Origin of the sequence: Pedobacter aquae, from assembly GCF_008195825.1 — a bacterium.
GTDB lineage: Bacteria > Bacteroidota > Bacteroidia > Sphingobacteriales > Sphingobacteriaceae > Pseudopedobacter > Pseudopedobacter aquae.
Genome location: NZ_CP043329.1, coordinates 2,086,986 through 2,113,242, shown reverse-complemented (window position 1 = coordinate 2,113,242; position 26,257 = coordinate 2,086,986). Strand labels below are relative to the sequence as shown.

The window sequence follows — 26,257 nt, the reverse complement described above, 5'->3', positions numbered from 1 at the left end:
TTTTATTTATGGTTAATAAATGTTTCTTTTGGTCCTAAGAAAGATGGTTTTAAACCACCAGTATCTAATACAAGTTTTTGTAAGACTACGCCAGGGCTAATCATCCAATACTTAAGAGTGTGTTTCCCATTTTGGCTGATGTTAAAAGGTGTTTTAAAGATTTTAATACTTTCTGCTACTGATTTTTCCCAAGCTTTATTATCCTGATCATCTTTGTTGATATTTACAATAACAGGCTCACCATCGTCTATAGACAAGGCAAACTTTAGCCCATCTGTATTGGTAAAATCTATGGTAGGAGATATGTAAGTGTTTAAAGTGAAATTTCCTGTATTTTTCAAGTAAATATCAAATTGTAAATGAGGTGTGTTCTTATCTAGCGTTTGTGTTTCGCTGCTTACAGGTACTGCTATCATCCCGCCAGAAGTTTTACCATAGTTTTTAATCTCTTTCCAAAAAATAGGGCGCTTATTTACCGCTTTTGTAAAATGCACAGCTTCTATAGATACATAACCATCTTGTTCAACAAAACCCGTTATTTTTTCATCTGCAAATCGGGTGTTATCAATAACAATGGGTAGGGTAATTTTAGAACCATCACTTCCAGATATGATGATAGCACTCTTATTTTTTGTTTGACTTAGTTTAGTATAATCAACCTCCAGATAAATTCTTTCTTGTGTTTCTAACTTTCCATTTCCTAAACTAGCTTTAATAAAAGGTGGTGTTTTAATTTGATAATTTAGGCTCTTTATACCTTTGTTAAAGAGTTCTATAAAGTGTTTTTGTTGAGTATAGAAATTATAGATAGGAAAATTATCGTCTACGGTGGTTTTTCCTGTCCAAGATTTTAAACTACCTTCTATAGCTACACCTAATTGTGCTTTTTCTTGGATGGCAATTTCTTGGGTATCTGGCATTTTATCTACCGGAGGTTGCTGCCAGTAAGTATAACCAATATGCGTTTGGTCCATCATGTGTTTCCATTTACCACCAGCCAAAGTATCGTTATAAAATTTACTAATGGCAGCATCTTTCGCAAATAATGTTTTTGCTTCTGTGGCTAAAGAGTTGGCGCTGTTTCTGCCTTGCTTTGCATATAATTTGTTTTTAGCCACCTTGTAATATAACTGGTATAAATTTGCACTTGCCGTTACCGGATGTAAAACCAATTGATAATAAGCATCTTTTTGCTTTTCGGGTATGTTTTTATAAAGCTCTAAAGCTCTGTTTGCTAAGTTTTGGTAATCTTGAGTAACAGTTTCAAATTCGTTGTAATGAGTTAAGCTGTAAGTATTAGCATCTAAAAGTTCTGGCTTAACTCTACCATTATATTTGCTATATAGTTCTATCAATTCGGCAATTTCTGTAGCATAAGAGTCTCCAAATTGTTTAGTGGCCCACTTTATACCATATTCTTTAAGTTTTTCTGCCGGAATAGCATCAGGTGCCCAAGCATAATCTAAAAAGAACTCGATAGGGAACTCCATAGGTTTTAAATCGCCAACATTTACAATCCAAATTTTATTAGCATCGTGTTCATAAGCTAGGTTCATTTGCTCCCATATTTTTTGGATAGGATTGGTGTTTATCCATTTGTAGTTTCTTGGTCCGCCTACATAGTCAAAATGGTAATAAATGCCGTATCCACCGCTTCTTGGCTGTTCTTTAAGTTTAGGTAATTTTCTAATGTTACCCCAATTATCATCGCATAAAAGCAAGGTTACATCATCTGGTACACGCATCCCCTTATCATAATAATCTTGAACTTCTTTATACAAAGCCCATAATTGTGGCGTTTCTGCTGCTGCTTTACCACTAACTTTTTCTATAATGGCTCTTTGGTCTTTTACAATACGTTCTAGTAAATCTATAGCTGTACCTTCGGTCATGGGTTCATCACCATCGCCACGCATACCAATAGTAACAATTTGTTCCTTACCTGCTGTTCTTTTATAACCATCCTCCCAAAAGCTTTTCAGTTTTGTGGTATTGGTTTCGTAATTCCATTTGCCAGAGCCGTATCTGCGCCACTCATCATGTGCCCTCATTAAAGGTTCATGATGCGATGTACCCATCACAATACCGTATTCGTCTGCTTTAACAGGATTTATAGGGTCATCATCGTTAAAAGCACTTCCCCACATGGCAGGCCATAAGTAGTTGCCTTTTAATCGTAAAATTAGTTCAAATACTTTTTCATAAAACTGATGATTAAAGCCTCCAAATTGTTTTTTACTCCAACCACTTAAAGCTGGTGCTTCATCATTTAAAAATATGCCTCTATATTGTACTGCTGGCGAAGAAATAACATGTCTACCAGCTATTACAAATAACTGCTGACTTGTTTTTACAGGAACATCAGCCCAGTAATACCAAGGCGAAACCCCAATTTGATAAGATATTTCATAGATACCATAAATGGTTCCTCTTTTATCACTTCCGGCAATTACCAAAGCGCTATCTATACCGGGCAGAGGATTTTTAACAACTTCAATTAAAGTGCTTTCCCATTTGCCTGCAATACCAGCAACATTTATTTTGTTATGCTTAATCATTTCATCAATGATAGTGCTTTTACCAATTGTTCCTACAATAATGGGTAGTGCGCTTTTATTATCTATAAGTAATTCAGGGGTTTTTCTTGTAACCTTAAAAATATCGGTTTGTAAATCTTTTACGGCTCTTTTAACGCCAATAAAATCGTTTTCACTGATGATGATAGGGGCTATTTTATCTTTATTAGCAATAGCAAAACTCCCTTTGGTATAATTCTTAGTTACAATTCTATCTAAGCCTGATGCTAAGCAAGCAACAGCAGAAAGAACAGATACAATGGTTAAAATAATTGTTCTCATACTTATTTCTTAAAGTTGATAACGCTCCAATAAGCTTTTTTTGGTTTTAATTGAGTATCAAAAAGTAAAGGGTAGTTTTTTCTTCCTCTTACTGGATATTGGTCTAACCAAGTATACCTGTCAGAAACATTCCAGAAAGTAACATTACTAACAACGTTTTTATACTCACGCATTACCCTAAAAACCATTTCATATTGCTTTGCTTGTTGTTCTTCTAACTCGGCAGTAAATGCATCAGATTCATCTACTCTTTTTTCTCTTCTTTCTTTCTCCCATTTATAGATAGATAGATCAACCTCTGTAAACTGTATTTCTAAACCTAAAGAAGCATATTGCGTAATGGCTTTTCTTAATTCTTGTTCTGTAGGTTCTTCTAAAGACCAATGCGCTTGTAGGCCAACACCATGGATGGGTACTCCTTGTTCTTTAAGTAATTTAAGAAGTTTATAAATGCGTTCTCTTTTTTCTGGTCTTTCGGTGTTATAATCGTTATAAAAAAGTTTAGCATTGGGGTCTGCTTCATGGGCATATTCAAAAGCTTTTATAATAAAATCTATTCCGCATATTTCAAACCATTTAGAGTTTCTCAAGAAATTATTAGGGTTATCATCAATAGCCTCATTTACAACATCCCAGGCATAAATTTTTCCTTTATATCTGCCCGCTACGGCAAAAATGTGATCTTTTAGCCTTTGTAATAAAACCTCTTTAGATACTTGTTTACCATCTTTACCGGTAAAAATCCAGTTTGGAGTTTGCTCATGCCAGCATAAATTATGGCCTCTAACTTTAATATTATTTCTGGTGGCAAAGTTTACAATAGAATCTGCATCTCGCCAAAAGAAATAGCCTTCTCTAGGTTGTAGAGGTCCCATTTTCATAGCATTTTCTGCGGTAATACTATTATAGTGTCTTTTAATAAGTGTAGCTTCATCTCCACTAAGGTTTCTAGGGCCAACAGCTACTCCCATAGAAAAGTAGTCTTTATAAAAATCTTTTAATCCTTTGCTATCTTGCTGATATGTAGTTGGTTTTGGTGTGATTTTACATGATGCAATCGATAGCATAAAAAGGCTAAAAAAAAGCACTGGTTTTAAATGATGATATAATTTTTTGTTCATGTTTAATAAGCGTTTAAAAGAGAGTATGATTTGATATTATATGCCAGGTACAAACTTAAATTCTAAATCTTGATAGTATTTTAGGTTGTGTTTAGGTTTTGGTAGGCCAATGGGTATAGGTTTACCAGAAAAAGATTGAAAATACAATACACAAGCATCTCGCCACCATAAAGCTTCTTCACTTTGTATGGTCAATAATTGTTTTACTTGTTGATAGGTCTGCTTATCGATATCATGTTCAACAGCAGCCCAAGTTTTTTGCATTTCTTTTACTTCGTCAGCACCTTTATAATATTTTTTTACGATTCCATCCCATAAACTATCGCCAGATTTTAACTTATAATCCCAAGGTAAATGATGAAACCATAATAAATATTCTTCTGGACAGCTTTTTAAATCATCAAATTTTTGTGCAACAGGAGAGAAATACTGTAAAGTTGCTTTACTACCGCTTGATGTTCTGTTGAAACCAATACCATTGTTATCTGCTTGATGATAGTAAACAGATGTCCAATCTGCTCTAGGTTTATCTTTTATCCAAGGTCCGGGTCCATAATGGTGGTCCCATCCCATGATATGATGCAAGCCTAGTGGCGTCATATAATTTACTACGGTTTCTCTCGATTCTAGCATCATATCTTTTAACAAAGTACTTGATGTCTTCTGTAGACCAGTAAACGTAGTATTGAGCCATTCATCGGCAATAGCCGAAGAAGATAATTGATGATTCCAAGCTAACCTGCCGTAAGCGTACCAATTTGCTTGCGCAAAAGGATGTCCGCACCAGTTAACATCATTACCAATATTGGCAACACCAGCAATAGCCGTAATTTGATTTTTGTATAAAGAACCGTCAATAACCTTAGCAACCGATGAATTTTCACCTTTTGCATAAGTATCTGCATCTAAACATTCTTTAAACAAAGGTGCTAAATAAGCCAAATGTGTAGCAAAACCTAAATATTCTTGCGTTAATTGAAACTCTGCCATTACAGGTGTTTTTGTTAAAGCACCAAATAAGGGATGAAAAGGTTCGCGGGGTTGAAAATCTATAGCTCCGTTTTTAACTTGTATAATTACATTTTTATGGAAACTACCATCCAAAGGTTTAAACTCATTAAAAGCTTGTTTTGCCCTATCTTCTGGTACTTCATTATCATAAACAAAAGCTCTCCACATCACTATTCCATCATAAGGTTCAAGTGCTTTGGCTAGCATATTTGCGCCATCGGCATGGGTTCTTCCATAGTTTTGCGGCCCAGGCTGTCCTTCAGAATTGGCCTTTACCAAAAAGCCTCCAAAATCTGGAATGCTAGCATAAATTTCTTTAGCCTTTTGCTGCCACCAAAGTTGTACTTTTTCATCCAGAGGGTCTGCAGTTGGTAATTTTCCTATTTCTATTGGAGCACTAAAACGGGCAGTTAGGTACACTTTTATTCCGTAAGGTCTAAAAACATCAGCCAAGGCTTTTACTTTTTTAAGCCAATCATCCGTAAGGATAAGAGAATTAGCATTAACATTATTTAAAACAGTGCCATTAATACCAATAGAAGCGTTTGCTCGGGCATAATCTATATAACGCTGGTCGGTGTATTGAGGTAGCTTGTGCCAATCCCAAATAGAAAAACCGGCATAACCACGCTCTACGCTACGGTCTAAATTATCCCAATGGTTAAGTATACGATGTTTAATTTTAGGCTCTTCCCAAATATTTAAATTGAAGATGCTTTGTTTAAGTTGTAATTGCTTAATCAAGTGGAAAGCGCCATATAAAAGGCCTTTATCTGTTTTAGAACTTATTAAAGTAAGGGGTTTACCCTGATGTTGGATAGATTTTATAAGGTAGCCTTCATCGTTTTCTGGTGATGGGTGTGTGATGTTAAGTTTTTGTAAATCATCTGTTTTTATGAATAAAATGGCATTTTTTTGTATTGATACCGATGTGCTAATTGATTTTCCGGTTAAACCTTTAAAAGCAGTGATAAACTCTTTAGTAGCTATGTCAAGCGTTTCTGATTTTTGATAAACATATAAGGAAGATATATTTTCCTGATAAGCAGCTACTAATTTTGCATCCTTAATTGGTTCATATTTTAGCCAAAGGTTATAGCCATTTTCAGCAGAAACACTTAAATGAGAGATGACGATTATAATAAGAGCCCAAAATTTTTTCATACTTTACTTTTTAAAGATGAGCCTCTTACAATAAGCTCCGAGTTTAAGATAACGGTACTGGTTAAACTTAAGTCGCCTTCGCCATCTAAATGGTTAATTAAAATGCGAGCTACGTTTTCTCCCATTTCATTACCAGGGTAATTAATGGTTGTAATAGCAGGTTCTGTTACTTTAGAAATGAAATCGTTATTAAAACCTACAATAGCAATGTCTTCTGGTACTTTTAAACCGGCTTCTTTAAATAATGTTAAAGCGTAAGCTGCGGCAGAATCATTTGTGGCAAATAAACCATCAGGAAGTTGTTTTCTTTTTAAAATATTGTTGGTTACGGCATTGTAAATTTCTTGCTCGCTTAAATCATTGGTGATAAATAAATCATCAGAAAATGGAATATAACTATCAGCAAGTGCTTTCCTGTAGCCTTCGTAGCGGTCTTTGTAAACATTTCTGGTTAAGTTACCCGTAATGTGCATAATGCTTTTGCAATTTTGTTCAATAAGATGCATAGTCGCATCATAACCAGCTTTAAAATTGTCTATTACAACTTTTGTAACGGGTAAGCTATCTGTAACCCGATCAAAAAATACAATGGGAATACCTTTATTAATGAAGTTGTTAAAGTGGGTGAAATCTGCCGAGTCATAAGAAAGCGATACAATTAATGCATCAACCCTGTTGTTATACATGGTAATGGCGTTTGTTTTTTCTTTCTCTTCTTGTTCAAAAGATTGACTGATGATAAGGTTATAGCCAGCGTTATTTACTACTTTTTCTATACCTGATAACACAGATGACATAAATAAACTATTAAGTCTTGGGACAATAACGCCTATGGTATGGGTTTTTTGTTTACGCAAACTGCTAGCAAATTTATTTGATTGATAACCTAGTTCTTTAGCTAAATCAAAAATTTTCTTTTTGGTGTTGATATTTATCGCAGGATGATTTTGAAGACCTCTACTAACCGTGGTTGCAGAAATATTTAACTTCTCTGCAAGGTCATAAATTGTTATCTCTTTCTTCATTTTTTAAATCTCTTATGCTAGGTTTATGCTTTGAAAGCCGAAGCAAGGTAAAGAAAAATAAAGATTATTGCAATCGGTTGCAGTAATTTTTTTGTTAATCATGCGCTTCGCTTTTTTATTTGCTTTGTTAATAATAAATGTTGCAACATCTTTAAAAATAGGGTTATTTTATTATGTTTTTATCATTAATTATCTTTTAAAATTATATTTTTTAAGATTTATTCATTAACTTAGTTTCTCTAACGCGATGCTCTCTGTTTCAGAAACATATATCTACCTAAATGTTTCTACCTATTTTTTAACTATTAAATTCTTTACTATGATAGTAGGTCATATTCATTTTGGAGTTCAGTTTAAGAAAAGGAATCTTCATCTTTTAAGCGATCCTATAATCGAGAATTACAATAATCAAATGGATCAGTTGGTAAGACGTTTCCGAGTTATTGAGGTACTTGGGCAGGGCAGGGCCATTAAAAAGTGGATATGCAAAGAAGCGGAAGCCAAGTATATTTTCCTTAAAACAGAGTTACAAGAGTATATAGAAATTCACTATCCAAATGAGTATAAATAAAAAAAGCTTTCCCGATGCGTATCAGGAAAGCTTTTTTATGCTAATAAGCTATCTTCTTACAAAGTAGCCATGTGTTGTAATAAATCAACAATTTTGTTAGAGTATCCCCACTCATTATCGTACCAAGATACTACTTTAACGAAGTTATCATTTAAAGAAATACCAGCTTTTGCATCAAAAATTGAAGTACGAGCATCTCCTAAGAAATCTGTAGAAACAACTTCATCTTCTGTATAACCTAAAATTCCTTTTAGTTCGCCTTCAGAAGCAGCTTTCATAGCTTTTTTAATATCCTCGTAAGAAGCAGCTTTCTCTAAACGTACAGTTAAATCAACTACAGAAACGTCAGCAGTTGGAACACGGAAAGCCATACCCGTTAATTTTCCTTTAATTTCTGGGATAACTAAACCCACAGCTTTTGCAGCACCTGTAGATGAAGGGATGATGTTTTGGTAAGCGCCACGTCCGCCTCTCCAATCTTTAACAGATGGTCCGTCAACAGTTTTTTGAGTTGCAGTAGCAGCGTGTACAGTAGTCATTAAGCCTTCTAATACGCCAAAGTTATCGTTTAATACTTTAGTGATAGGAGCTAAACAGTTTGTAGTACAAGAAGCGTTAGAAACGATATTTTGGTCTGCTCTTAAAGTTTTATGGTTAACACCCATAACAAAAGTAGGGGTATCATCTTTAGCAGGAGCAGACATAACTACTTTCTTAGCACCAGCTTCTATGTGTTTTTGTGCAGTTTCTTGAGTTAAGAAAAAGCCAGTAGATTCAATAATATATTCGGCTCCAATTTCATTCCATTTTAAGTTTGCAGGGTCTTTTTCTGCTGTTACTCTAATGCTTTGGCCATTAACCACAAGGTTGCCATCTTTTACTTCTACAGTACCATCAAATCTTCCGTGTGTAGAATCGTATTTTAGCATGTAAGCCATGTAATCAACATCAATCAAATCATTGATACCAACAATCTGAATGTCTTTTCTGTTTATTGCAGCTCTGAAAGCTAATCTTCCAATTCTTCCGAATCCGTTAATTCCAATTTTCATTTGTTTTAATTTTTATTTGCGTAATAATTCAATAAGTTATAAATAGGTTCTTTAATGATAGTGGATATTTTAATGTTATGCTCTTTGGCAATTTCTCTTAAATAATCCTGAAAATTTGCAGCAACTGTCCCCACAAAATAAATAGGTTGTTTCTTGCCGTACTTTTCTATCAAAGGAATAAGATAAGTGCTGATAAACACATGAAATCCATTTTTAACAAAGTCTTTTACAAAAGGATGTTCTCTGTTTTCTGTGAGCAAATCTACTAAAGAACTTATAAAAATGTTAGGATGTGCTTGTTTATATATCTTATCCAGAATTTGTTTTTTATCTAAATCGTATTTTTTCTTAAAAAGTAGGTTAATGTCTGGCGGCAAAGTTTGTGTGATATAAGCTTTTATTAAGTTTTTACCCAGCCAGTTAGATGATCCTTCATCAGCAATGGCATAACCTAAACCATAATTGTTATCGATGATTTTTTTTCCATCAAAAAAAGCTGCGTTAGAGCCACTTCCCATGATACAAACAATGCCCGCTTTATCATCGCAACTTGCTTTTGCAGCAGCTAGCAAATCATTATGTACAAATATCTTGCTATATCTGAAGAATTGCGCAAATGCATTGCTTACAATCTCATTTCTTTCTTTTGATGTTGTACCTGCGCCAAAAAAAATATTTTCTTTATTTTTTCTGCATTATGGATGAGTTGTATGTTCTTATTTAAAACCTGAAGAATATACTTTTCATCGTTAAAAAATGGGTTTATACCTACAGTTCTAAGCTCAATGGTTTCTGTACCCTTATGGGCAATTCGCCAATTGGCATATCTAGATCCACTGTAAACAACTGCAACCATTTTTTTATGCTAATATGCTAGACATTTCCATTAAATCGTCTTCCAACTTAAACTCGTGTCCTGATAGTGCTTCACGTAAATCTGTAAGTGCAATATTGTTGCCATGTAAGCCAACCATTTTTCTGGTTTGGCCTGCTAACAATGCTTTTACTGCTGCAAAGCCCATTCTACTGCCTAAAATTCTGTCAAAACTACTTGGGCTACCACCTCTTTGTAAGTGACCTAAAATGGTAACTTTGGTATCATAATAGTCAAATTTTTCTTTTACTCTTTTAGCAACGTTATAAGCGCCACCGTTTTTATCGCCCTCTGCTACAATTACAATACTAGATGATTTTAAGTTAGCCGCACCATGCTCTAGTGTAGAAATTAAATCTTCTATAGCGGTGTCTTTTTCTGGCAACATGATAGCTTCTGCGCCACCTGCAATACCTGCTCTTAAAGCAATACAGCCAGCATCGCGGCCCATAACCTCTATAAAAAATAAACGATCATGAGATTCTGCGGTATCTCTAATTTTATCTATGGCTTCTATAACGGTATTGGTTGCGGTATCAAAACCTAAAGTAAAATCAGAACCATAAAGGTCATTATCAATAGTGCCTGGTACGCAAACTACCGGGATATCATATTTATTTGAAAATCTTTCTGCACCTGTAAATGTTCCATCGCCACCAATAGCAACTAAAGCTTGAATGCCTTGTTTTTTAAGGTTTTGATAGGCTTTCTCCATGCCTTCTTCGGTTCTAAATTCTAAACAACGGGCGGTTTTTAAAATAGTACCACCTAATTGCATAATATTACTAACCGAGTGGCGGTTCATTGGGATAAAATTCTCATCTATCATTCCTTGGTAGCCTTGTTTAATACCTACCATCTCACAACCAAAATGAATACCCGTTCTCACAACGGCTCTTATACATGCATTCATTCCTGGGGCATCTCCACCTGAAGTAAATACTGCTATTTTATTAATTTTCGACATTTTTTATTTTTGAACTCTCGTTTACGGCTCACTAATATACGGTGTATTTTTTACACTAAGTGAGATTTTGTCAATTTTTTTTTTCAAATTTGATTATTATTAGTTTTTATAAACCCTAAGACTTGGAAAATTTACCATTACGTTTTGAATCGATTTTCTCTGCAGACTGCATCATTTTTGGATTTGATGAAGGTGAGTTGAAAATTTTATTGATAGAGCGAAATGAAGAGCCTTTTAAAGAATGGTTTGCTTTACCAGGTAACTTTGTTTACGAAAGCGAAAGTATAGACGAAGCAGCGGAGCGTATTTTATACGAACTTACAGGACTGAAAGGGATATACATGGAGCAGTTTTATACTTTTGGTGAGGTAAATAGACACCCACAGGGCAGGGTTATAACTGTTGCGTATTTTGCCATGATTAGATTAAATGGCCAAAAGGAGCTTAAGCCTATTACCAATTATGCTAAAAAAGCGGTTTGGGTTTCTGTACAAGATTTACCTCAATTAGCTTTTGACCATACCGAAATTTTCAAAAAAGGTTTCGAGAAAATAAAGAATAAAATTAGCTATCAACCTATTGCATTTGAACTTTTACCAGAGAAGTTTACCCTTACGCAATTGCAAAATTTGTATGAGGTTATCTTAAATAAAAAGCTAGACAAAAGAAACTTTAGAAAGAAAATGTTGGCTTATGATATCTTAAAAGAACTTGACGAGAAACAGAAAGGTGTTTCTTACAGAGCTGCCAAATTATACAAGTTTGATAAACGTAAATACAGTAAGTATTTCCATAACGAACTTTCTTTTGGGAAAGAGTAATTTTTTCAAAAAAATTATAAATAGAAAAAGGGGCTTTAAAGCCCCTTTTTCTATTTATTGTTGAATTTTTTTACGTGATAATTTACCAAGTTATCTATTGGTGAGCGGATGATAACACCCATTTCCATATCGTATTCCTTTGCAACTTCTTCTAGTATATTTCTAAAGTTATATGCAACAGAACCAATGCAATTAAATTTATAAGATTTATAGTTAGGATAATGACTGACCAAGTTTTTAAAGAAATCGTTAAAAGATGTTTTAACTAAATTTCTTGAATACTCAATATTCACGGTAATATCATAAACAAACTTGCTAAAGCTAGCACAAAACCTGTTTGGAAGTGGTTGTGTATAAACATGGTTTAAAATATCATCCGGAGTAAGCTTAAAAGTTTCCCAAAATACAGCTCTAACATTTTCCGGCATATAACCTCTTATATAGTCTGATAAAAGTTTTTTACCAATATAACAGCCACTACCTTCATCACCTAAAATATAAGCTAAAGAATCTATGTTAAATTCAATATCCTCACCATCGTAAATACAAGTATTGGTACCTGTGCCCAAGATAGCTGCAAAACCTCTTTCATCGCCTAGTAAAGCTCTTGCTGCGGCTAATAAATCATGTCCAATGTTAACTTGTGCATTCACAAAAAAAGCTCGCATAGCTTTAGCTACAATTTCTGCTTTCTCATCGTTATGAACACCAGCGCCATAATAATTAACTTCTTTAATAGCTGCTATTGGTAAATCAGAAGGGACGTTTTTATTTAAGGATGCTATAATATACTCGGTATTTGAGAAATAAGGATTGTAACCTTCTGTATTAAAAAGTACTTTTTTCCCATCTTCAGTAATCAAACACCAGTTTGTCTTGGTCGAGCCTCCGTCGGCAATTATAATCATGTTAAATTTAATTAGGTTTTTAAAGATAGACAAATCTTCTTATTGTACAAAATACACTAAGTTATTTTTCTTTATAAAATAAGATTTTACTGATAAAAACACTGTTTAAGGCCTTTTTCCAAAATTTCTCTTTTTAGGTTTTTACCAATAAAAACAATTCTTGTTTCTCTTTCTTCATCATTTTTCCAGTCGTCGCCTTCTGTAAAAACAGGTGCTCCTTTAACAGATTGTATAATAAGTTGTTTCTTAAATCCTTCAATATTTAAGATTCCTTTTATCCTGTAAAAGTAAGCGCCTTGTATCATCAGCATCACACTAAAATAATGCCTCAATTTTAGTAAATCAAAACTGGGTTTAAGCGCATAGCTTTGTGATACAATATTGTGATGATGAGTTTCTGGTTTTAATTGTATAAGCGGCTTATCATCGGTTTTAAAACCTAAATTAAACCTTACTTTAGTTTTATCATAAGCATTAAGCTCTAATAAAGCTGTACTTGGGGTTTTACTATAATCGGTAAAAACAAAATCAGCAAATGGGTTTAAGGCTTTTACTTTTTCTTTTACTTCTGCTAAGGTTTCTGCCGAGGCTTCGCTACTTTTATTGAAGATTAAGAAATCAGAAAAAGCAATTTGTTTAGATGCTTCTTCCTCAACACCTAAAACATCTAATACATTTAAGGTATCAACAATACCAATAACGCCATCAAGCTTAAAAGCAGTTTGGATGTTGTAATCTGTTAAAAAGTGGCTGCTACGGCAGATGGATCTGCAATACCTGTTGTTTCAATAATTAAATGGTCATAATCATAAGGGCCAGTAACCAGTTTGTTCAATAAAGCTGCCAAATCTCCGTTTACAGAACAGCAAATGCAACCGTTAGAAAGCTCGAAAATATTTTCATCGGTATTGATAACTAGCTGACTGTCTATATTAATTTCGCCAAACTCGTTTTCTATAATCACGAATTTTTTGTGAGGATTTTCTGCTATCAGATGGTTCAGAAAAGTGGTTTTACCAGCACCTAAAAATCCGGTAAGTATGGTAACAGGTACAGCTTTAAAAGACATTCTAAATTTTAAATGATATTAGTCAACTACTAAGGTAAGCGGTAAATTTACTCTAAATATACTGCCTTGTCCGGGTGTGCTAATAACATTAATAGTACCGCTTAGTTTTTCTAGCAGCTCTTTTACAATGTATAAGCCTAAGCCAGAAGAACTTTCGTTATTGGTTGGTTTATTTGATAGTAGGGTGAAACGTTTAAAAAGTTTATCCATTTCTTGAGGATAAATTCCCGGTCCTTCATCTCTAATACTTACACTAAATTGGTTTTCTTGATTTTGAAGCGTAATAAATACCTCCTTATTAAAAGCAGAAAATTTAATAGCGTTTGATAAAATATTATTGATAACTCTGGTGAGTAAATTACTATCGGTTTTAATGGTTAAAGGTGATGCTAAAGGCTCGTAGTTTAAAGTGATTTGCTTTTCATCAGCAGATTTTAAGAAATTTCCTACAACATCTTTTATAAAAGTGTTTATTTCTACGTCTTCTACATACGGTTTAACCGGATTATTTTCCATGCTGTTTAAAGTCTCCATCTGACTAATGAGGTGGAAAACATCCTGCATGCTTTTGTTAAAGATGCCAAAAAGCTCCTCGGTTTCGCTATTGGTTACCATTTCTTCAAATAAAAACGATAGCATTTTAATATTACTTAAAGGCGATTTCAAATCGTGAAGTAATATCTGCGAAAGCTGGTCTTTTTCCTGCATAATTTTATACAGGTTCTCGTTATTATCGGCTAGTTCTTGGTTAAGCTTTAGCAATTGTTCATTCTTTTCAGCTATTTGCTTCTCAAAAGATCTTTTGTCTAAATAATTGCTAATCCATTGCCCAAGATATTGTACAAAATCTCTATCAGCTTGGTTAAAGCTTTTCGGACTAGCATAAGATGATGAGAAATTTAAAGTTCCAAATTTCTTGCCTTCAGACAAAATAGGAACACCGATGTAAGACCTAGTTTGAAATTTACTGTAACAAGGATGCCCTTTTAAATGCGATGTTTCTGCATCATCAATATCAAAAACTTTGTTTTCAGTTAAAGTGATTTCGCAAAAAGTATCTTGTAAATCAAAAACCTGATTTTTAAGCTGTAATTCTTTGTTGGCAGAGTAGAAATCAAGAACTTGATAGTCTTGATCTACAATTTTGGCTATTATTCCTGTTTCCATCTGAAGAAAGCCGCAGGCTATACCGATAATTTCCTTAAAATCATCAGACTGGGTTTGAATAAGAAGCGAAGTGATTTTGTAAATCTCATTCATTCTCTCTTCTTCTATAGAATTCGTACTAGCCATATGTTGAAAAATAGATATTGATGCAAAGTAATAAATAATTTCTTTTACCTGATACCTAAAGTAGGGCATAAATGTTACATTAAATATTAGTGGCATGATATTCAATGTTTTTGTAAAGAACATGAATAGAAAACTACAGCGTCTAGAGAAAATTGGCCTCGACCCAAAAATTACAGCTAAAGCCGTAGGCTTACGTTATGTAAACAACCAACAAGCGGGCTATATTAGGTTAAGAACAAAAAATGGTTTCGCTTTTAAAGATTGGGATGGCCAAAAAGTTACAGATAAGAATCTGCTAGAAAGGTTTAAAAAACTTGTTATTCCGCCTGCTTATGAAGATGTTTGGATTTCTCCAGCAGAAAATACACACCTGCAATTTACTGGTGTAGATGCTAAAGGCAGAAAACAATATCGTTATCATCCAGATTGGAATAAAATAAGAAATGAAGCTAAATTTTACCGTTTAAGAAGGTTTGCAGAGGCGTTACCCGGCATCAGGAAACAAGTAGAAATAGATTTAAATAGGAAAGGATTACCTTTTGAAAAAGTATTGGCTTTAGTTGTTAAACTGATTGAGCTAACGCATATCAGGATAGGAAATGCCGAGTATAGTAAGCTCTATGGCTCTTTTGGTCTTACTACTTTAAGAGATAAGCATGTGAAATTTAAAGGTAGCGAAGTTAATTTCATCTTTAAAGGTAAAAAAGGGGTTCAGCACCATATCAATTTACAAAGTAGAAAACTTGCGGCTTTAGTAAAAAGATGTAAAGATATCCCCGGTAAAGAATTATTTCAATATTATGATGATGAAGGAAAACATTATAGTGTTGAGTCTGGTGATGTAAACCAATACCTTAAAAGCATAACCGGAGAAGATTTTACAGCTAAAGATTTTAGAACTTGGGCTGGTAGTGTACATGCTTTATGTACCTTAAAGCAGATGGAAAAAGCTGATAAAGAGCAAATAAGTAAAAAGAATATTATACAAGCTATTGATGAGGTTGCCCGTAAATTAGGTAATACCCGTACGGTGTGTAAGAAATATTATATACACCCTATTGTGCTACACAGCTATGAAAATGGCACCTTATACGAGTATGATATTGATGAAGATTTAGAAGATAGTCTTCTCCCCGAAGAAAAATTATTAGTAAAAATCTTAGATTCAGAAAACATGTCGGTGCTTAGTTAGGTTATCTTCATAAATGCGTATTTTGTTGAGATAATTTAAGCCATATGAAAAAAATATTGGTTGCTAATAGGGGCGAAATAGCGCTCAGAATTATGCGCTCTGCTAAAGAGATGGGAATTAAAACTGTTGCAGTTTTTTCTGAAGCAGATAGAAACGCCTTACATGTACGCTATGCAGATGAAGCTACTAATGCCCCCATACTTGGCCCAATAAGAACATAATCTTCTTTAGTGTTTGTACCAAAATTAAATTGTAGTTGTTGCAAAAGACTAATGACAGCCATCGCATTTTTCTCAATAAAATCTCCACCATCTTTGTAATCAAAAATTATAATATCATAACCGTCTGCTCTTAATTTATCACCTAATTTTACTTGCTGGTTATTAAAGATGATTTCTGTATTTACATATTCATCATAAATTTGTTGAACACCTCTATCATTTGATGGGTCAAAACCATCCAGAAAAATTATAGGTTTACTAATTTTACCAGTACCACAGTTGGCATTTGAGTAAAATATATAAGCTTTACCTTCGGCATTTTCTAATCCCCCACCATATTGGCTTGCATTAATAGGTAAACCAGTAATATTTATTTCCTCGCCACCATTGCATCCATCTATAATTGTTTTAAAAGGTTCTTCTTTTTTAGCCCTTACTGTGCTAATTGATTTATAGATTTGTCCATTAGTTAAAACTACTGTGAGCCTTACTAAAAATGTTCTACTAGTTAAAAAGCGAGCAACTTTACTAAAAATGCTAAAAGTTTGAAGCCCCCCTGATCCGCCTCCGTTAGAATAAAGTTGTTGATCGCCATAGCCATCATCAAAATTTACAGTGATGCTTGCAATATTTACAGGAGTATTACTAAGGATTAAATTGGGGTCAAAATTAAAGGTATGTTCTCCTGTTTTTATTACACTTTCGGCAGGTAATAGTGGGGTGGCAATAAAAAAAGTTTTTTGCAACCAAGGAGAGGTGCTTCGGTTACTATTATCATATAATAAACCACCAGAAGAATAAAGCTGATTATTTTTTATAGCATTAGTGTCTAAATAATTATAATTAAACATCATTAAACCTATATTATGCTCATTTTGCTGATCATGATTAATCAGATAATTGTTTAATGCTTCAGGCGTTTGATAGCCGTTGTTATTCAACATTGCATTATAAAGTTCATAATAAGCTTGATGAAAATGTTCGGTATTAGTTGTGTCATCGGTAACTAATCCTTGAAAATTTTGCAAGTTAGCTAAAGGGAAAACACGGTCATATAATATGCCTGTTGTTACTTCTACTTTATTAAGATTTAATAAAACCTGATCTGCTTCTTGCTGATAGGTTTGGGTTTGTGCTATTGCACTAAATAATGCATAACAAGAAATTAAAGCAGTTAAAACTGCTTTTTTAATGTAAATTTTCTTCATAGGTTTTGGTTAAAAGTTTACGTATTTAAGATTAAATGTGCCAGAGGTAATTTTCACAGTTTGTTTAGTTTTTTCATTATAAGCGTCATAAAAGAAAGTGCCAGTCATTCTTTTATTAACAGTATCAATGCTTTTAATCTCTACTTGTCCAGTATAACTAGAGTTTGTTTGAAAATAATCGCCAGGTCCTGAACTATTTGAATCATAAGTACCACTCAAAAACATATTACTATTAATTGTATAATATTTTGTAGAAATTAAGATTCCTGGAGTTGAAACTAATATTCCCAAATGCTCTCTACTATTGGTATTTCTTGCTTTAATAAATAAAGTTTCCCCATTATTTGTAAGATGACATTCCGTTTCCTGTAATTTAAAATCATTAGCAAAAGGTCGCCATCTTTCACCATTTACTTTACAGGTAAAGCCTGTGTCTATTTCATCTTTTTTGCAAGATGCTGCAGATAAAAAAATGATGACTGGCAAACAAGTAATTAGCTTGATTAGATTTTTCATATGGTTAGTTTTTTAATTGTATATAGTATAAATGAAATTAAAGATATATATAATTTAAAATAAAAAGCTACTAATTAAAAGTTTACGTATTTAAGATTAAATGTGCCAGAGGTAATTTTTACAGTTTGTTTAGTTTTTTCATTATAAGCGTCATAAAAGAAAGTACCAGTCATTCTTTTATTAGTTTCATCGATAGTAATTATATCTAAAATACCCACGTATCCATTACCAGTCCTAAAGTCCTCACCGGGTATTCTTTCGTCAAAGAAACCCCTCATAATCTGTTTTTGGTCTAAATTATATTTGCCTACTTTTATTTTTGTGCCTTTAGTAAAAACACCAAATCCGATAGCCTCATTTCTACTAGTATTTCTTGCGTAGATAAACAATTCCTCATTATTATTTGTAAGATGACATTCTGTTTCCTGTAGTTTAAAATCATTAGCAAAAGGTCTCCATCTTTCTCCGTTTACTTTACAGGTAAAACCTGCATCTATTTCGTCTTTTTTGCAAGATGCTGCAGATAAAAAAATGATGACTGGCAAACAAGTAATTAGCTTGATTAGATTTTTCATATGGTTAGTTTTTTAATTGTATATAGTATAAATGAAATTAAAGATATATAATTTAAAATAAAAAGCTCCTAATTAAAAGTTTACGTATTTAAGATTAAATGTGCCAGAGGTAATTTTCACAGTTTGTTTAGTTTTTTCATTGTAAGGATCAAAATAAAAAGTACCTGTCATTCTTCTATTAACTGTATCAATGCTTTTAATCTCTAAAACACCTTCATAGCCATTTCCTGTCCTAAAGTCTTCTCCCGGAATTAATTCGTCAAATTTGGCACTCATAATTTGAATCTGATTTAAGTTGTAAAAACCTACTTTGATTTTAACCCCCGATGTGTAAATACCAATAGTAATTACCTCTCTTGAATTTATATTTCTAGCGTTTATAAATCATTCCTCATTATCATATAAATGACATTCTGTTTTCTTTTTGCCCGTAAATTAGGTAATACCCGTACGGTGTGTAAGAAATATTATATACACCCTATTGTGCTACACAGCTATGAAAATGGCACCTTATACGAGTATGATATTGATGAAGATTTAGAAGATAGTCTTCTCCCCGAAGAAAAATTATTAGTAAAAATCTTAGATTCAGAAAACATGTCGGTGCTTAGTTAGGTTATCTTCATAAATGCGTATTTTGTTGAGATAATTTAAGCCATATGAAAAAAATATTGGTTGCTAATAGGGGCGAAATAGCGCTCAGAATTATGCGCTCTGCAAAGGAGATGGGTATTAAAACTGTTGCAGTTTTTTCTGAGGCAGATAGAAATGCCTTACATGTACGCTATGCAGATGAAGCTATTTGTCTTGGCGAAGCTGCTTCTACAGCATCTTATTTAAATATTCAAAAGGTAATTGATGCTTGTAAGCTAACAGGTGCAGAAGCCATTCATCCGGGTTACGGTTTTTTATCAGAAAATCCAGATTTTGCTAGAAAAGTAAAAGCGGCAGGTATCATCCTGATAGGTCCATCGCCAGAAGCCATGGAAATTATGGGTAATAAATTATCAGCGAAAGCGGCTGCATTAAAATATCAAATTCCTTTGGTTCCTGGCACAGAAGAAGCTATCACCAATATAGAGCAGGCCAAAGAAAGGGCAACAAGTATTGGCTTTCCCGTTCTCATAAAAGCTGCTGCCGGTGGCGGTGGTAAAGGTATGCGTTTGGTACATCAGGTAGAAGATTTTGAAGAGCAAATGAAATTGGCTATTTCCGAAGCAGAATCTGCTTTTGGAGATGGTGCTGTTTTTATAGAAAAGTATGTAACATCACCTAGGCATATAGAAATTCAGGTTTTAGGAGATCAGCATGGAAATATTGTTCATCTTTTCGAACGCGAATGTTCTGTACAACGTCGCCACCAAAAAGTGGTTGAGGAAGCGCCTTCTGCTGTTTTAGACGAGGCAACTAGAGCTAAAATGGGAAAATGTGCGGTAGATGTAGCTCGCTCTGTAAACTATACAGGTGCTGGTACGGTAGAGTTTATTTTAGATGCCGATAAGAATTTCTTTTTTCTAGAGATGAACACCCGCTTGCAGGTAGAACATCCGGTAACGGAAATGATTACCGGAGTTGATTTAGTGAAAGAGCAAATAAAAATTGCCAGAGGCGAAGTACTTTCTTTTTCTCAGGATGATTTAAGTATCAGAGGCCACGCCATAGAGTTAAGAGTTTATGCAGAAGACCCTGCCAATAATTTCTTGCCAGATATTGGTACACTAAAAACTTATAAAACACCTAAAGGTATTGGTGTAAGGGTTGATGATGGTTTTGAGCAAGGCATGGAAATACCTATTTACTACGACCCAATGATAGCTAAATTGGTTACTTACGGAAAAAATAGGGAAGAAGCTATAGAAAGAATGTTAAGGGCAATTGAAGAATATCAAATAAGTGGTATTGAAACTACCCTGCCTTTTGGTAGCTTTGTCATGCAGCATGAAGCTTTTATATCAGGAAATTTTGATACGCATTTTGTAGCTAAATATTTTAAACCAGATGTATTGAAACAGCAAAATAACGAGGAAGAAAGAATAGCTGCAATTTTAGCTTATAGACTGTTTACAAAATCAAGCATTCAAAATTTAGTTGCGGCAGGGCAGCAAACTTCAAACTGGTTAAGAAATAGAAGAAATTGGTAATTCAACAAATAAAACAATACATGTTTACAGGTATTATAGAAACTTTAGGAACTGTTACAAGCTTAAGAAAAGAGCAAGAAAACTTACACATTACCGTATCTTCTACGATAAGTAAAGATTTAAAAATAGACCAATCTGTTGCACATAATGGCATTTGTTTAACAGTGGTTTCGCAAGATGAGGAAAGCCACACTGTAACCGCTATTTATGAAACCTTACAAAAAACCAATCTGGGAAGTATACAAGAAGGAAGTTTGGTAAACCTAGAACGCTGCATGCAAATGAATGGTAGGTTAGATGGACATATTGTACAAGGCCATGTAGACCAAACGGGTATTTGTATGGGCTTAGAAGAACAAGAAGGTAGTTGGTTTTATACTTTTAGCTACAATGAAGATAAAGGAAATGTTACGGTAGAAAAAGGTTCTATCTGCATAAACGGGATAAGTTTAACCGTTGTAAATTCTAAACCTGGGCAGTTTTCTGTTGCTATAATTCCATATACCTACGAGCATACCAACCTACAAAGCGTAAAACCTGGCGATATGGTAAATCTAGAATTTGATATCATTGGTAAATATGTTGCTCGTTTAATGAGGAATACTAAAACAGTTTAGTTTGTCCTATTCCTGCAATTTTAGCTTCATGTTCTAGCAACCATTGTTTGCGCCATACACCACCAGCATAGCCGGTAAGTTCGCCAGCCATGCCTACTACTCGGTGGCAGGGTACTGCAATCATGATTTTGTTTTTACCATTGGCAGCTGCAATGGCTCTTATGGCTAGTAAATTCTGCATCCGGATAGCTAAAGTGGTGTAAGAGATAACTTCTGCAAAATTGAGTTCTTGCAAGGTACTCCAAACTTGTTGTTGAAAAACTGTGCCGCTTTGTTTGATAGGGAAGGTGAAGCTTTTTAAATCTCCATCAAGATATTGTTGAAGTTCTGTTAAAGCCAAGGTTAAAACATCTGTTTTAGTACCATTTTCCTCTGGTACATCTGCAAAACTAATTTCACAAATAGCTTGGTCTTCTTCTTTAATAATAACGAAGCCTAATGGACTTTCCATACTTTGTACATTCATCAATCAAATATCATAAAAATATAAGGCTTTACACCGATGTTGAGCTTATATATGAGCTTTTACTATCTTTGCAGCTGCATGATATTAATTAAACAAGTAAAGAGTTTATTGTACAAAGAGATTTTATTAGAATGGCGCTCTAAATATGCCTTCAATGGTATTTTGCTGTATGTTATCTCTACCGTTTTTGTTTGTTATTTATCGTTTAAAACTACTCCGCCTTTAGTTTGGAATGCGCTTTTCTGGATTATTTTACTTTTTGCTGCTATCAATGCCATTGCAAAAAGTTTTATGCAAGAAAGTAAAGGCCGCTTATTATATTATTACACCATCGCTAGTCCGCAGGCCATCATCATCTCTAAAATTATTTATAATATTTTGTTGATGATGATTATGTCTGCCATCGCTTTTTTGGCTTATCAAATTGTTTTTCAGAATGCAGTTGCCAATTTAGGATTGTATTTAATAGCAGTTTTATTGGGTAGTATCAGTTTCTCAACGGTTTTTACCATGATATCTGCCATAGCCTCTAAAGCGGGTAATAATGGTACTTTAATGGCTATATTAAGTTTCCCAGTTATTATCCCGTTATTGATGCTGATTATTAAGCTTTCTAAAAATGCCATGGATGGCTTAGATCCTTCAGTTTCTTATGATGAAATTGGCGTTTTATGCCTCATTAATATCGTAGTAATTGCTGTTTCTTTATTACTATTTCCTTACCTTTGGCGAGATTAATTTTTAAGCAATGATGTATAAAAATTGGTGGAAAGTATTGTCTGTAATCTTAGTATTATTCTCCGTTACCGGAGGTTTATTGATAGATGTTCCGGCGCTTCCAATCTTACATGAAAGTATCAGAAACCTATATTATCATGTACCTATGTGGTTTGCCATGATTATTATTTACCTAGTTTCTGTAATTTACAGTATCAAGTATTTGGGTTCAGGAAAAGAAAACGATGATTTAATTGCTGTAGAAAGTGTAAATACAGGTATTATCTTCGGTTTTTTAGGTTTAGGTACCGGTATGATTTGGGCAAACTTTACTTGGGGCGCACCTTGGCCAAATGATCCAAAATTAAATGGTTCTGCTATTGCTACGTTAATGTATTTAGCTTACATCATCTTAAGAGGCTCTATTGATGAAGAGCAAAAGAGGGCAAAAATTTCTGCTATTTATAACATATTTGCTTTCCCCATCATGGTAGTACTTATTTTTGTGTTACCACGATTAACAGATTCTTTACATCCCGGTAACGGTGGAAACCCAGGTTTTGGTGCTTATGATTTAGATAGTAATATGCGCTATGTTTTTTATCCTGCCGTATTAGGATGGATTTTAGTAGCTACCTGGATCATGACCATACGTTTTAGAATTAGAGTCATAGAAAATAAAAATAATCAAATTCAATAATGAAAAGATTTTTCTCTTTAACAGCAATACTCTTTTTGGTTGTACAATTTGCACAAGCACAGTCAGTTGAGATGGCAGAAACCATGCGTTCTTCTGGTAAAATTTACGTAGTAGTAGCTGTAATAGCGGTATTATTTATCGGCTTGTTTTTTTATCTATTTTCTATCGATAGAAGATTAAAAAAAATTGAAAAAAATAAATAAGCTTCATCTACCTTAAAAACAAACATTTAAAACAAAAATGCCCCTGTGTGGTTAAAACACTAAGGTTTTATCAATTTGGAGATGACAAAAAAATCTCTCAACTTGTATAAAATTTTTTATAAACCATAAAAATTACTACTATGACCAAAGCAGGAGAGGTTATTTTTGATGACTACCATTTTTTTAATGATGTATGCCAGTATGTAGACCAGGCGGCAGCATTTACCAATCACGATAAAGGTTTATTAGAGCAAATTAAAGCATGTAATAGTGTTTATCATCTTCAATTTCCAATAAAAAAAGGAAATAGTTTTGAAATTATTCATGCATGGCGTGTACAACATTCGCACCATATGCTACCTACTAAAGGAGGTATCAGGTATAGCGATATTGTAAATGAAGATGAAGTTATGGCTCTTGCAGCTTTAATGACATATAAATGTGCTATTGTTAATGTTCCTTTTGGTGGTGCTAAAGGTGGTATCAAAATTAATCCAAGAAACTATACTGCGGCAGAGCTTGAAAATATTACCAGACGTTATACCGTAGAGCTTATTAAGAAAAACTTTATAGGCCCTGGTATAGATGTGCCAGCACCAGATTACGGTACCGGAGAGCGTGAAATGTCTTGGATTGCTGATACCTATTTAACCATGAATCCAGGCTCTTTAGATGCTTTGGGTTGTGTTACAGGTAAACCAATTGCTTTACATGGTATTGCTGGTAGAAGAGAGGCAACAGGAAGAGGTGTGGCTTATGCTGTTAGAGAATGTGTTTCTGTTGCAGAAGATATGAAAGCATTAGGCTTAACAGCAGGTATTAATGGGAAACGTATCATTGTACAAGGTTTAGGAAATGTGGGTTTCCATGCTGCAAAATTTTTGAGCGAAGAAGGCGGTATCATTGTAGGTATCTGCGAGTTTGATGGTGCTATTTATAATGTCAATGGTTTAGATGTTAACGATGTGGTAAAGCATAGAAAAGAAACAGGCAGTATTCTGGGTTATGCTAAAGCTACCTCAGAATTTAAAAACTCTGCCGAAGGCTTAGAGCAAGACTGCGATATATTGGTGCCAGCAGCTTTAGAGAATCAAATCACTATGGCTAACGTAGCCAGAATAAAAGCTAAAATTATTGCAGAAGGTGCTAATGGTCCAACTACGCCAGATGCTGCAGATTTCTTTATTAAAAATGGTGGGATGATTATTCCTGATATGTATGCCAACGCAGGTGGGGTTACAGTTTCTTATTTCGAGTGGTTGAAAAACTTATCTCATGTAGCTTTTGGTAGAATGGATAGAAGATACGATGAGACGAATAACCTGAATATCTTAAGCATGATAGAAAGCACTACCGGAGTTACTTTAACCCCTCAGCAAAGAGCTATGATAGCGAAAGGTCCGTCTGAATTAGAATTGGTAAACTCTGGCCTTGAGGATACCATGGTAAGATCTTATCATGAAATAAGAGAAATTAAAAATGTAAAAAATACAGGTAGTTTAAGAACAGCCGCTTTTGTTGCTGCTGTAGATAAAATAGCCGTTTCTTATATGAATATGGGTATTTGGCCTTAGTCTAAACCTTAGTTGTACAAAAAAAGCTATTGGAATCTCCAATAGCTTTTTTATGCTTTTGTTTCTAAGGCCTAAAAATTAACTTGTGCCTGTATTCTCAGTAAGCTCCCTCTTTGTAAGTTATCTTGAAGTGCAAAATCTTCAAATCTTCTGGAAGAAAAAGTATAGTTAACCACTAATTCTAAGAATTTGTTAGGTTCCCATTCTGCCCCAATTTCTAGTTCTTTAACTAAATAACTACGGGCATCTCTTTCGTGTTTCTTCCCTCCATCATAATATTGGGCCTTAACAAAAGGATATAATAATTGATTGTTGATTTTAGCCATATAATTAAACATTACATAACCTCCGTTTAAGGATTTGACTTCAATAGAATCTGTTTGTTTGTTAAACTCTGGTCCTTTACCAATATTATATTCTGCTTGTACACCAAATGGTTGCGGGTAAACTACTAAAGTTGCTGCAATTCTTTGGTCTAAATAGTTTTTGCTGGCATTGGTTTTAACACCAGAACTTAATTGGTCTGCTGCCATTACATATTTGCCAGTATAAGCTTGTATACCAGGTTCTATAAACTGTTTGCCAAATAGAAAAGGGTAAGATAAACGAGCTATTAAATGTTGTTTATTGTTTAGGTCTGGTCTGTTAGCGGTTTGGCCATTATAGGCGCCAAAACCAAAAACTCCATAATCTCCAGAGCCTTTTAAACCTTGTTTAACTAAAGTTGAAAATCTTTGTCTAATTTCTTTTGGTGCCCAATAAAAGAATAAACCTAAGTCACGTTCATTAGCTGCTGCGCTGTTAATAGCATCGTTACGGTCTAATGTTAATCTGTTCTGGCTAGATTGCATGTTCTCAAAACCATAAGGTATTTTACTTTGCCCAAATCTAAATCTAAACTCATTATCTTTATCTAAACCTACATCAACATAAGCATCTCTAATTTGTCCAAAATTTAATGAATTGCCAGTTGCACTCGCAAAATCTGGTTGAATATATAGATATACTTTTTCACTTATTTGTCCAAAAAATATTAATCTTATTCGTCTTATGAAAAAATCTCCTCCATCGCCCCAAGATCTATCACATTGTTCGCATTTTAAGTTCGGGTTACTTTCTATCAATCCGTTATACCTTAATTGTGCATAACCTCTAATAGCAAGTTTATCGTACCATTTTTCTATTGATGCTTTAGGTTTCAACACTAAAGTATCTTTAGTTTGGGCCTGAGATAAATGGGTAAAAGTTAGAATTGCAAATAATAAAAAGCTACTTAATACATTAACAGGTTTTAAATACATGGATAATTAATTGTTAAATAAATATTAAAATCGATGCAAAATTAATATTATGATAACAATAGCTTAATCAAATTGAAAAGTTAATGATTTGT

The 26,257-nt window shown here is 33.9% G+C and carries 28 protein-coding genes and 2 pseudogenes; 11 read left to right on the top strand and 19 right to left on the bottom strand.

Annotation, left to right across the window (positions count from 1 at the left end):
* Positions 1-2: 2 nt before the first annotated feature.
* Genes FYC62_RS09275 through FYC62_RS09260 form a run of 4 tightly spaced genes read right to left on the bottom strand, consistent with a single transcriptional unit; the run spans position 3 to position 7,179 of the window.
* A complete protein-coding gene (locus tag FYC62_RS09275; protein WP_149074725.1) occupies positions 3-2,858 on the bottom strand; it encodes a glycosyl hydrolase 115 family protein in 2,856 nt (951 codons plus the stop codon).
* Between the two features lie 2 nt (positions 2,859-2,860).
* Positions 2,861-3,979, bottom strand: coding sequence for an endo-1,4-beta-xylanase (locus tag FYC62_RS09270; protein ID WP_039453294.1), 1,119 nt, complete (start codon positions 3,977-3,979; stop codon positions 2,861-2,863).
* Positions 3,980-4,015: 36 nt separating this feature from the next.
* Complete coding sequence (locus FYC62_RS09265) at positions 4,016-6,154, bottom strand: alpha-glucuronidase family glycosyl hydrolase (RefSeq protein ID WP_149074724.1); 2,139 nt, start codon at positions 6,152-6,154, stop codon at positions 4,016-4,018.
* Positions 6,151-7,179 carry a LacI family DNA-binding transcriptional regulator gene (locus FYC62_RS09260; protein WP_149074723.1) on the bottom strand — a complete coding sequence of 343 codons (1,029 nt, stop codon included), beginning with the start codon at positions 7,177-7,179 and terminating at the stop codon, positions 6,151-6,153. Before FYC62_RS09260 ends, FYC62_RS09265 begins: the two co-directional genes overlap by 4 nt.
* A gap of 319 nt (positions 7,180-7,498) precedes the next feature.
* Between FYC62_RS09260 and FYC62_RS09255 the strand changes: the two genes are divergently transcribed.
* Positions 7,499-7,750, top strand: coding sequence for a hypothetical protein (locus tag FYC62_RS09255; RefSeq protein WP_039453299.1), 252 nt, complete (start codon positions 7,499-7,501; stop codon positions 7,748-7,750).
* 56 nt (positions 7,751-7,806) lie between these two features.
* Here the strand turns inward: FYC62_RS09255 and gap are convergent, their stop codons facing one another.
* From gap to pfkA, 4 genes are read right to left on the bottom strand one after another with little or no spacing between them, the layout of a single operon-like run.
* Positions 7,807-8,802 carry a type I glyceraldehyde-3-phosphate dehydrogenase gene (gap, locus tag FYC62_RS09250; RefSeq protein ID WP_039453301.1) on the bottom strand — a complete coding sequence of 332 codons (996 nt, stop codon included), beginning with the start codon at positions 8,800-8,802 and terminating at the stop codon, positions 7,807-7,809.
* A gap of 5 nt (positions 8,803-8,807) precedes the next feature.
* Entirely contained in the window at positions 8,808-9,374 is a 567-nt protein-coding gene (locus FYC62_RS09245; protein WP_317131482.1) for a hypothetical protein, read from the bottom strand.
* Positions 9,375-9,427: 53 nt separating this feature from the next.
* Positions 9,428-9,658, bottom strand: a complete 231-nt coding sequence (locus tag FYC62_RS18020) for a hypothetical protein (protein ID WP_317131481.1) — start codon at positions 9,656-9,658, stop codon at positions 9,428-9,430.
* A 4-nt stretch (positions 9,659-9,662) separates the two neighbouring features.
* A complete protein-coding gene (pfkA, locus tag FYC62_RS09240; protein WP_039453303.1) occupies positions 9,663-10,643 on the bottom strand; it encodes a 6-phosphofructokinase in 981 nt (326 codons plus the stop codon).
* 122 nt (positions 10,644-10,765) lie between these two features.
* On the opposite strand from pfkA, the gene FYC62_RS09235 reads away from it, so the two are divergent.
* On the top strand, positions 10,766-11,464 hold the full coding sequence (locus FYC62_RS09235; protein ID WP_052176962.1) for an NUDIX hydrolase: 699 nt from the start codon (positions 10,766-10,768) through the stop codon (positions 11,462-11,464).
* 50 nt (positions 11,465-11,514) lie between these two features.
* On the opposite strand, the gene FYC62_RS09230 is transcribed toward FYC62_RS09235, so the two are convergent.
* The 5 genes and pseudogenes from FYC62_RS09230 to FYC62_RS09220 all read right to left on the bottom strand — a co-directional run bounded on the left by FYC62_RS09230 (position 11,515) and on the right by FYC62_RS09220 (position 14,734).
* Positions 11,515-12,372 carry an N-acetylglucosamine kinase gene (locus tag FYC62_RS09230; RefSeq protein WP_039453304.1) on the bottom strand — a complete coding sequence of 286 codons (858 nt, stop codon included), beginning with the start codon at positions 12,370-12,372 and terminating at the stop codon, positions 11,515-11,517.
* A gap of 86 nt (positions 12,373-12,458) precedes the next feature.
* Positions 12,459-12,704 carry a CobW C-terminal domain-containing protein gene (locus tag FYC62_RS17585; protein ID WP_240534891.1) on the bottom strand — a complete coding sequence of 82 codons (246 nt, stop codon included), beginning with the start codon at positions 12,702-12,704 and terminating at the stop codon, positions 12,459-12,461.
* A 249-nt stretch (positions 12,705-12,953) separates the two neighbouring features.
* Positions 12,954-13,064: pseudogene (locus tag FYC62_RS17820) on the bottom strand (CobW family GTP-binding protein); the annotation flags it as partial.
* Positions 13,065-13,111: 47 nt separating this feature from the next.
* The gene (locus tag FYC62_RS17580; RefSeq protein WP_262713542.1) at positions 13,112-13,441 is read right to left on the bottom strand and encodes a CobW family GTP-binding protein; all 330 of its coding nucleotides are present in this window, start codon (positions 13,439-13,441) and stop codon (positions 13,112-13,114) included.
* A gap of 18 nt (positions 13,442-13,459) precedes the next feature.
* Positions 13,460-14,734: a GAF domain-containing sensor histidine kinase gene (locus FYC62_RS09220; protein ID WP_168199420.1), complete on the bottom strand. Its 1,275-nt coding sequence runs from the start codon at positions 14,732-14,734 to the stop codon at positions 13,460-13,462.
* A gap of 121 nt (positions 14,735-14,855) precedes the next feature.
* Here FYC62_RS09220 and FYC62_RS09215 point away from each other — a divergent pair, with 121 nt between their 5' ends.
* Complete coding sequence (locus tag FYC62_RS09215; RefSeq protein ID WP_149074721.1) at positions 14,856-15,926, top strand: DNA topoisomerase IB; 1,071 nt, start codon at positions 14,856-14,858, stop codon at positions 15,924-15,926.
* A gap of 44 nt (positions 15,927-15,970) precedes the next feature.
* Positions 15,971-16,111: pseudogene (locus FYC62_RS09210) on the top strand (biotin carboxylase N-terminal domain-containing protein); the annotation flags it as partial.
* Here the strand turns inward: FYC62_RS09210 and FYC62_RS09205 are convergent.
* From FYC62_RS09205 to FYC62_RS09190, 4 genes are all read right to left on the bottom strand, one after another.
* The gene (locus tag FYC62_RS09205) at positions 16,096-17,355 is read right to left on the bottom strand and encodes a lipase family protein (protein WP_149074720.1); all 1,260 of its coding nucleotides are present in this window, start codon (positions 17,353-17,355) and stop codon (positions 16,096-16,098) included. The pseudogene FYC62_RS09210 and the gene FYC62_RS09205 overlap by 16 nt on opposite strands.
* A gap of 9 nt (positions 17,356-17,364) precedes the next feature.
* A complete protein-coding gene (locus FYC62_RS09200) occupies positions 17,365-17,871 on the bottom strand; it encodes a DUF6252 family protein (protein WP_039453324.1) in 507 nt (168 codons plus the stop codon).
* A 74-nt stretch (positions 17,872-17,945) separates the two neighbouring features.
* Positions 17,946-18,446 carry a DUF6252 family protein gene (locus FYC62_RS09195; RefSeq protein ID WP_149074719.1) on the bottom strand — a complete coding sequence of 167 codons (501 nt, stop codon included), beginning with the start codon at positions 18,444-18,446 and terminating at the stop codon, positions 17,946-17,948.
* Between the two features lie 72 nt (positions 18,447-18,518).
* Positions 18,519-18,794 carry a DUF6252 family protein gene (locus tag FYC62_RS09190; protein ID WP_262713590.1) on the bottom strand — a complete coding sequence of 92 codons (276 nt, stop codon included), beginning with the start codon at positions 18,792-18,794 and terminating at the stop codon, positions 18,519-18,521.
* A 57-nt stretch (positions 18,795-18,851) separates the two neighbouring features.
* Between FYC62_RS09190 and FYC62_RS09185 the strand changes: the two genes are divergently transcribed.
* The 3 genes from FYC62_RS09185 to FYC62_RS09175 are packed head-to-tail and all read left to right on the top strand — an operon-like array spanning position 18,852 to position 21,204.
* Entirely contained in the window at positions 18,852-19,061 is a 210-nt protein-coding gene (locus tag FYC62_RS09185; RefSeq protein WP_039453333.1) for a hypothetical protein, read from the top strand.
* Between the two features lie 44 nt (positions 19,062-19,105).
* Positions 19,106-20,587, top strand: coding sequence for an acetyl-CoA carboxylase biotin carboxylase subunit (accC, locus tag FYC62_RS09180; protein ID WP_149074718.1), 1,482 nt, complete (start codon positions 19,106-19,108; stop codon positions 20,585-20,587).
* A 20-nt stretch (positions 20,588-20,607) separates the two neighbouring features.
* Positions 20,608-21,204 (top strand): riboflavin synthase, encoded by a 597-nt coding sequence (locus tag FYC62_RS09175; protein ID WP_149075895.1) that lies wholly within the window; start codon positions 20,608-20,610, stop codon positions 21,202-21,204.
* On the opposite strand, the gene FYC62_RS09170 is transcribed toward FYC62_RS09175, so the two are convergent.
* Complete coding sequence (locus FYC62_RS09170) at positions 21,191-21,670, bottom strand: methylated-DNA--[protein]-cysteine S-methyltransferase (protein ID WP_149074717.1); 480 nt, start codon at positions 21,668-21,670, stop codon at positions 21,191-21,193. The two genes, FYC62_RS09175 and FYC62_RS09170, sit on opposite strands and share 14 nt — an antisense overlap.
* A gap of 78 nt (positions 21,671-21,748) precedes the next feature.
* Between FYC62_RS09170 and FYC62_RS09165 the strand changes: the two genes are divergently transcribed.
* The 4 genes from FYC62_RS09165 (at position 21,749) to FYC62_RS09150 (ending at position 24,864) form a co-directional block, all read left to right on the top strand.
* Complete coding sequence (locus FYC62_RS09165; RefSeq protein ID WP_149074716.1) at positions 21,749-22,408, top strand: heme exporter protein CcmB; 660 nt, start codon at positions 21,749-21,751, stop codon at positions 22,406-22,408.
* A 13-nt stretch (positions 22,409-22,421) separates the two neighbouring features.
* Positions 22,422-23,087 (top strand): cytochrome c biogenesis protein CcsA, encoded by a 666-nt coding sequence (gene ccsA, locus FYC62_RS09160; protein ID WP_039453345.1) that lies wholly within the window; start codon positions 22,422-22,424, stop codon positions 23,085-23,087.
* Positions 23,087-23,290 carry a CcmD family protein gene (locus FYC62_RS09155; protein ID WP_149074715.1) on the top strand — a complete coding sequence of 68 codons (204 nt, stop codon included), beginning with the start codon at positions 23,087-23,089 and terminating at the stop codon, positions 23,288-23,290. The genes ccsA and FYC62_RS09155 overlap by 1 nt, the downstream gene beginning before the upstream one ends.
* Positions 23,291-23,430: 140 nt before the next feature.
* A complete protein-coding gene (locus FYC62_RS09150) occupies positions 23,431-24,864 on the top strand; it encodes a Glu/Leu/Phe/Val family dehydrogenase (RefSeq protein ID WP_149074714.1) in 1,434 nt (477 codons plus the stop codon).
* A gap of 71 nt (positions 24,865-24,935) precedes the next feature.
* On the opposite strand, the gene FYC62_RS09145 is transcribed toward FYC62_RS09150, so the two are convergent.
* Positions 24,936-26,165 (bottom strand): porin, encoded by a 1,230-nt coding sequence (locus tag FYC62_RS09145; protein WP_149074713.1) that lies wholly within the window; start codon positions 26,163-26,165, stop codon positions 24,936-24,938.
* Between the last annotated feature and the right edge of the window lie 92 nt (positions 26,166-26,257).

Bases quoted from the DNA above. Each gene is read 5' to 3' on its own strand.
- FYC62_RS09265 (WP_149074724.1), bottom strand. From the start codon at position 6,154: ATGAAAAAATTTTGGGCTCTTATTATAATCGTCATCTCTCATTTAAGT.
- FYC62_RS09215 (WP_149074721.1), top strand. From the start codon at position 14,856: ATGAATAGAAAACTACAGCGTCTAGAGAAAATTGGCCTCGACCCAAAA.
- FYC62_RS09165 (WP_149074716.1), top strand. From the start codon at position 21,749: ATGATATTAATTAAACAAGTAAAGAGTTTATTGTACAAAGAGATTTTA.
- FYC62_RS09230 (WP_039453304.1), bottom strand. From the start codon at position 12,372: ATGATTATAATTGCCGACGGAGGCTCGACCAAGACAAACTGGTGTTTG.
- FYC62_RS09200 (WP_039453324.1), bottom strand. From the start codon at position 17,871: ATGAAAAATCTAATCAAGCTAATTACTTGTTTGCCAGTCATCATTTTT.
- FYC62_RS17580 (WP_262713542.1), bottom strand. From the start codon at position 13,441: ATGTCTTTTAAAGCTGTACCTGTTACCATACTTACCGGATTTTTAGGT.
- FYC62_RS09170 (WP_149074717.1), bottom strand. From the start codon at position 21,670: ATGAATGTACAAAGTATGGAAAGTCCATTAGGCTTCGTTATTATTAAA.
- FYC62_RS09255 (WP_039453299.1), top strand. From the start codon at position 7,499: ATGATAGTAGGTCATATTCATTTTGGAGTTCAGTTTAAGAAAAGGAAT.
- ccsA (WP_039453345.1), top strand. From the start codon at position 22,422: ATGTATAAAAATTGGTGGAAAGTATTGTCTGTAATCTTAGTATTATTC.
- FYC62_RS09145 (WP_149074713.1), bottom strand. From the start codon at position 26,165: ATGTATTTAAAACCTGTTAATGTATTAAGTAGCTTTTTATTATTTGCA.
- FYC62_RS09220 (WP_168199420.1), bottom strand. From the start codon at position 14,734: ATGGCTAGTACGAATTCTATAGAAGAAGAGAGAATGAATGAGATTTAC.
- pfkA (WP_039453303.1), bottom strand. From the start codon at position 10,643: ATGTCGAAAATTAATAAAATAGCAGTATTTACTTCAGGTGGAGATGCC.
- FYC62_RS18020 (WP_317131481.1), bottom strand. From the start codon at position 9,658: ATGGTTGCAGTTGTTTACAGTGGATCTAGATATGCCAATTGGCGAATT.
- FYC62_RS09150 (WP_149074714.1), top strand. From the start codon at position 23,431: ATGACCAAAGCAGGAGAGGTTATTTTTGATGACTACCATTTTTTTAAT.
- FYC62_RS09175 (WP_149075895.1), top strand. From the start codon at position 20,608: ATGTTTACAGGTATTATAGAAACTTTAGGAACTGTTACAAGCTTAAGA.
- FYC62_RS09185 (WP_039453333.1), top strand. From the start codon at position 18,852: ATGACATTCTGTTTTCTTTTTGCCCGTAAATTAGGTAATACCCGTACG.
- FYC62_RS09270 (WP_039453294.1), bottom strand. From the start codon at position 3,979: ATGAACAAAAAATTATATCATCATTTAAAACCAGTGCTTTTTTTTAGC.
- gap (WP_039453301.1), bottom strand. From the start codon at position 8,802: ATGAAAATTGGAATTAACGGATTCGGAAGAATTGGAAGATTAGCTTTC.
- FYC62_RS09195 (WP_149074719.1), bottom strand. From the start codon at position 18,446: ATGAAAAATCTAATCAAGCTAATTACTTGTTTGCCAGTCATCATTTTT.
- FYC62_RS09275 (WP_149074725.1), bottom strand. From the start codon at position 2,858: ATGAGAACAATTATTTTAACCATTGTATCTGTTCTTTCTGCTGTTGCT.
- FYC62_RS09205 (WP_149074720.1), bottom strand. From the start codon at position 17,355: ATGAAGAAAATTTACATTAAAAAAGCAGTTTTAACTGCTTTAATTTCT.
- FYC62_RS09260 (WP_149074723.1), bottom strand. From the start codon at position 7,179: ATGAAGAAAGAGATAACAATTTATGACCTTGCAGAGAAGTTAAATATT.
- FYC62_RS09155 (WP_149074715.1), top strand. From the start codon at position 23,087: ATGAAAAGATTTTTCTCTTTAACAGCAATACTCTTTTTGGTTGTACAA.
- accC (WP_149074718.1), top strand. From the start codon at position 19,106: ATGAAAAAAATATTGGTTGCTAATAGGGGCGAAATAGCGCTCAGAATT.